We start from the raw sequence: 5469 nt of genomic DNA, 5'->3' as shown, positions 1-5469 counted from the left end.
GCACCCTGACCACCGAATGGGCCTATGCGCAGACCTACCGCTCTGAGGCCGAACGCGCCGGAACCTACCAGCACTGGCTGCATCACTACAATCACTGTGAGTCTTCAGGTGGCTGGTCTGGGACTGGCTGGCAGGGTTAGCGGCGGTCGTCTCGCCTTGGGTTGTGACTCATACAATCATTCGCCCCGCGTGTGCGTTTCGGTGGACTTGTCCGGCACCGGGGCGGGCGGCCGACGCTGACCCGGCTCCACCTCGGTGACTTGATCAGAAGACTGCCCGTCCCCGCCGAAGGCGGATCGTGGCTCATCACAGTGCTGTTCCGAAGTGACTTCCATCCAGGCCGGCGCCGGCCGTGTTGACGGCCGGATCTGTCCCGCCTCTGGAAGGAAACCCGCCGCTATGACCATCGTTGCGCATGCCCACCCGTTCGTCATCGGGGTGGACACCCACGCCCGCACTCACACCCTGGCCGTGTTGGTGGCGGCCACCGGCGAACCGGTCGCCACTGAGCAGTTCCCTGCCACCGCTGCGGGCATGGACCGGGCTGTCGCCTGGGCCGCGCGCCGCACCGATGGCGAGATGGCCACCTTGTGGGTCATCGAAGGCGTCGCCACCTACGGAGCCCATTTGGCTTCGGTAGCGAAGCGAGCCGGCTTCGAAGTTGTGGAGGCAGCTCGAATGGACGCACGGGCCCATCGCGGTGCCGGCAAGTCTGACCCCTTCGATGCCCGCAGGATCGCAGCCGCAGTCTTGTCCCTTGAGCCTGAGCAACTGCGCCGGCCACGCAGCGACGACGGTATCCGAGCGGCATTGCGGGTTCTTGTCACTGCTCGTGAACACATGACAACCGAACGCACCGCGACCGTCAACGCGCTCACCGCGTTGCTGCGCGTAGCCGCTCTGGGTATCGACGCCCGTAAGCCGTTGACTGCCGGCCAGATTGGTGAGGTCGCCCGCTGGCGCACCCGGGCCGAGGACGTTGCCACGAGCACCGCCCGCGCCGAGGCAGTCCGGATGGCCAAGCGAGTGGTCGCTCTCAACGAGCAACTCGCGGCCAACCAGGCACAGATCATCGATCTCATCCACACCAGCAAGGCCGCTGCACTGCTGGACAAGACTGGCATCGGCCCCGTCACCGTCGCGGTCGTCTACACCGCCTGGTCTCACGCCGGCCGGGTTCGCTCCGAAGCGGCGTTCGCTGCCTTGGCTGGCGTCAGCCCGATACCCGCCTCCTCGGGCAACACCATCCGCCACCGACTCAACCGCGGCGGCGACAGGCGCCTCAATCGCGCCCTGCACATGGCTGTCATCACCCGCATGACCCACGACCCCGAAACCCGGGCCTACGTCGAACGCCGCCGCGCCGAAGGACGCACCACCAAGGAAATCCGACGCTGCCTCAAGCGCTACCTAGCCCGCCAGCTCTACCGGAACCTCGAAAGCCTCCACGCCGAGCCCAACACCAAGCCCCAAGCCGCTTGACAAGACATAGAAGAGTCCACCGACCCCACACCGGCATCGGCGGAATGACACCAATCGAGCGCCTACGCGTTCACAACCTACCCGTGAAGAACAGCTAGATCGTGCCCCGGCCGGTTGGTGAGGTCGCCTATAGCGCTGATGGGGTGTCGTGCCGATGCGAGCACTGATCCATTAGGTTGCCGCCGGGTGGCCTTCGGCTCGAACAGGTTTCACCCCCATCGAGCAGGGAGGCGAGTTGACGATCTTCGTTGGAGACGATTGGGCCGAGGACCACCACGACATCCATTTGATGAGCGCCGACGGGACCACACTGGCCTCGCGTCGGCTCCCGGAGGGACTTGCCGGGGTCGGTGGGTTCCACGAACTGGTGGCCACCCACGCCGAGGAACCCACCCAGGTGGTGATCGGCATCGAAACCGACCGCGGCCTGTGGGTACAAGCGCTGGCCGCAGCCGGCTACCAGGTGTTCTCGGTCAACCCGCTCGCGGTGGCCCGCTACCGCGACCGCCACCAGGTCTCAGGCGCGAAGTCCGATGCCGCCGACGCCAAACTGTTGGCCGATCTGGTGCGCACCGACCGCCACAACCACCGCCCGATCGCCGGGGACAGCCCCGACGTGGAGGCGGTCAAGGTGCTGGCCCGGGCGCATCAGAACCTGATCTGGGCGCGCAACCGCAACACCAACACGCTGCGCAGTGCGTTGCGGGAGTACTACCCGGGCGCGTTGGAGGCCTTCGACTCGCTGTCTGACCGCGATGCCCTGGCCATCCTGGGTCGCGCTCCCACCCCGGCCGAGGCCGCCCGTTTGAGCATCTCCAAGATCCGATCGGCACTCAAAGCCGCGGGGCGACAACGCAACCTCGATGCCAGGGCCCTAGAGATTCAGACCGCGCTGCGCGTCGAGCAGCTCGCCGCCGCGCCCGCGGTCACCGCCGCATTCGGGGCGAGCACCCGCGCTGCGGTCGCCATCATCGCCGAGCTCAACCATCAGATCGCCGATCTCGAGGCCCAGTTGGCAACACATTTTGAGGCACACCCGGACGCCGACATCTACCTCTCCCTGCCAGGACTCGGTGTCACCCTCGGCGCCCGGGTGCTCGGTGAGTTCGGGGACGACCCGAACCGCTACACCACCGCCAAGTCTCGCAAAAACTACGCCGGAACATCGCCATTGACCGTCGCGTCGGGCAAGAAACGCGCCGTGCTGGCCCGCCACGTCCGCAACCGCCGCCTCTACGACGTGATCGACCAATGGGCCTTCTGCGCCCTGACCAACAGTCCCGGTGCCCGCGCGTTCTATGACCAGCACCGCGCCGCCGGCGATACCCACCACCAAGCCCTACGTGCCCTCGGTAACCGCCTCGTCGGCATCCTGCACGGCTGCCTGCGCCACCACACCGCCTACGACGAGCACAAAGCCTGGGCACACCGCCAAACCACCCCCGACGCCAAGGCCGCTTGACAACTTACGGTCCTGGGATGTCTAGCGTGGTCTCGCTGTACCTGTGGGCCACCCATCACACGTCCTTGACGACGGGACTGTCAGATAAACGGTGGATCTGGCTTGGCATTGGTTAGTTGCCGGTCGGAGTGATCCGGCCGTTGAAGGTGATCGCGAACGCGTTGAGCGCGGGCTTCCACCTCATTGCCCATCGTGCCTTACCTCGGCCGGTGGGGTCCAAGGATCGGGTCACCAGGTAGAGGCACTTCATCGCGGCCTGTTCGGTCGGGAAGTGCCCGCGGGCCCGAATTGCCCTCCGGTAGCGGGCATTGAGCGATTCCACCGCGTTCGTCGAACAGATGACGCGGCGGATCTCGATGTCGTAGTCCAGGAACGGCACGAACTCGCTCCAGGCGTTCTGCCAGAGCTGGGTGATCGCCGGGTACTGGGCACCCCATTTGGCGGTGAACTCACTGAAGCGTTCCTTGGCCGCAGCCTCGGTCGCCGCGGTGTATACAGGCCGGATATCCTTGGCGATCTGATCCCAGTACTTGCGCGACGCATAGCGAAACGTGTTGCGCAACAGATGGATCACACACGTCTGAACCACTGCTCGCGGCCACACGGTGTTGATCGCATCCGGCAAGCCTTTGAGGCCGTCGCAGACCACGATGCATACATCGCCGGTGCCGCGGTTCTTGATCTCGGTGAGCACCGACAGCCAGAACTTCGCACCCTCGCCGCCGTCGCCGGCCCACAGCCCGAGGATGTCACGTTCCCCGGCGCAGGTGACCCCGATGGCCACGTAGACAGGTCGGTTGCTGACCTGGCCGTCGCGGACCTTGACGAAGATCGCGTCGATGAACACCACCGGATACACCGATTCCAGCGGCCGGTTGCACCACTCGGTCATCTCCTCGATCACCTTGTCGGTGATCTTGGAGATGGTGTCCTTGGAGACAGTAGCGCCGTAGACGTCGTCGAAATGGGCCGCGATCTCCCCGGTAGTGAGTCCTTTGGCGGTCAGCGACAACACAATCTCATCGACGCCGGTCAACCGGCGCTGACGCTTTTTCACGATCACCGGGTCGAAGGTGCTGTTGGTATCTCGCGGTACCTCGATTTCGACCGGGCCGATCTCGGTGAACACCGTCTTCGATCTGCTGCCGTTGCGGGAGTTGCCGCTGCCGCGTCCAGCCGGGTCGTGCTTGTCATAGCCCAGGTGCTCGGCCATTTCCGCGTCCAGCGCGGTCTCGAGGACATTCTTGGTCAACTGGTTGAGCAGGCCATTCGGGCCGACCAGCTCGATTCCCCGTTCCTTCGCTTGCGCCAGCAGCTGCTCTGCGAGCTGGCGTTGATCCACATCGATCGCCATGGATTCGAGTGTTTCGGACATCATCAGTCCTTCCCGCCAAGCTCACGCCCGGCGTGTCAGACCAAGCCCAGATCCACCGTTATTCCGACAGTCCCCTTGACGACCGGCGGTGTGCCCGCCTCGACTGCTCCGAGCGCCGTGGTGGGGCCGCAGCTGCTCGACCAACAAGCTGTCGCGTCGTTGGTTCATCTGGGGTGGGTCGGTGAGCCGGTCGCAGCCCGGTTCACCTGGGCTCACTATTTGCGGTACTGCGAGCTGTTGGGTGACTGGGCAACGCAGGGCGACGTGGCGGTGGAGCTAGTCGAGATGTGGTTGGTGAGACGGTGGCGGGAGCGCATCACTGCACGCCGTTCACGACACGTCCAGGGGCGTCGGTGATGTTCGCGGTGAGGCACTGATGGGCGTGAGCGCGGTGGAGTCGGCGGTGACGCGTGTGTTGTCCGATCACGGCGGGTCAGGTGCAATCGCGGTGGTGCGTTGGCTGGTCACCGGTGAGCACGTCGTCGGTGACGGCGGGTTCACCATTGATCGTGGGTGGCCGTTACCCGGGCTGCCGGACGCGTGAACGTACCCGCTGGAGGTCGTCTCCAGCTTGGCTGGCGCCCAGCCAGGGTGTTGGTGCTGGTGATTGCCCGTCGGACGTGCTGTTGACGCGCGTCCTTGTGAGAGTGCGCTGAGCGCGGTCGTGGAGCACTTGTCGGATTTCTTGTTGGGCGGCCGCAATCCGGGCTCGCGAGGCGTCGGTCAGCACGACAGGTGTCGGCGTCGGGTCGATGCTGGCGGCGGCGCAGCCGCCGGCATTTCTCGCAGGCTCCGGTGGTGTCCAAGACAATCGTCGTAACCGGCTGTGCAGGAACGCACCAGGGTTGGCGATGTGATCGGGCCAGGTTCCTCCGCGGACGCGCATGTCGGTGTTGAGCTTGTCGTTCACCGCGTGGGCGGACCACACCGCGGGATCAATGCCGGCGGCGGTCAGTGCGTCGCAGATGGCGCCGATGTGGGCGCGGTCGAGGCCATGGGTGATGGCCACCAGCCCGGCGGCGAGCCGTTGGATGGCCAGCGGCCGTGCTGCGGTGTGCGGGCTGCGCCCTTGCCGGAGTTGGCCTTGCCCGCCCGCAACCTCGCCCCGGCGATCACCGGCGCACCGTGGTCGGTGCTGATCGTGGTGATC

The 5469-nt window shown here is 65.8% G+C and carries 5 protein-coding genes; 4 read left to right on the top strand and 1 reads right to left on the bottom strand.

The features are described from left to right. Positions 1-399: 399 nt before the first annotated feature. Entirely contained in the window at positions 400-1482 is a 1083-nt protein-coding gene (locus tag AB0876_RS34120) for an IS110 family RNA-guided transposase (RefSeq protein WP_047041150.1), read from the top strand. 235 nt (positions 1483-1717) lie between these two features. Further along, a complete protein-coding gene (locus AB0876_RS34115) occupies positions 1718-2944 on the top strand; it encodes an IS110 family RNA-guided transposase (protein WP_043416428.1) in 1227 nt (408 codons plus the stop codon). 112 nt (positions 2945-3056) lie between these two features. Here AB0876_RS34115 and AB0876_RS34110 read toward each other — a convergent pair whose 3' ends face one another. Then, complete coding sequence (locus AB0876_RS34110) at positions 3057-4298, bottom strand: IS256 family transposase (protein WP_394329132.1); 1242 nt, start codon at positions 4296-4298, stop codon at positions 3057-3059. A 424-nt stretch (positions 4299-4722) separates the two neighbouring features. On the opposite strand from AB0876_RS34110, the gene AB0876_RS34105 reads away from it, so the two are divergent. Both AB0876_RS34105 and AB0876_RS34100 read left to right on the top strand, forming a co-directional pair. Beyond that, the gene (locus AB0876_RS34105) at positions 4723-4863 is read left to right on the top strand and encodes a hypothetical protein (protein ID WP_157894409.1); all 141 of its coding nucleotides are present in this window, start codon (positions 4723-4725) and stop codon (positions 4861-4863) included. Positions 4864-5232: 369 nt separating this feature from the next. Continuing rightward, positions 5233-5469 (top strand): hypothetical protein (locus AB0876_RS34100; RefSeq protein ID WP_526044218.1); only part of this gene is annotated, 237 nt, incomplete at its 3' end.

The sequence above is a fragment of the Mycobacterium sp. NPDC049093 genome, from assembly GCF_040704635.1.
Classification (GTDB): domain Bacteria; phylum Actinomycetota; class Actinomycetes; order Mycobacteriales; family Mycobacteriaceae; genus Mycobacterium.
Note: the sequence above shows the minus strand (reverse complement) of the source record. Positions and strands in the feature narration are given on the sequence as shown.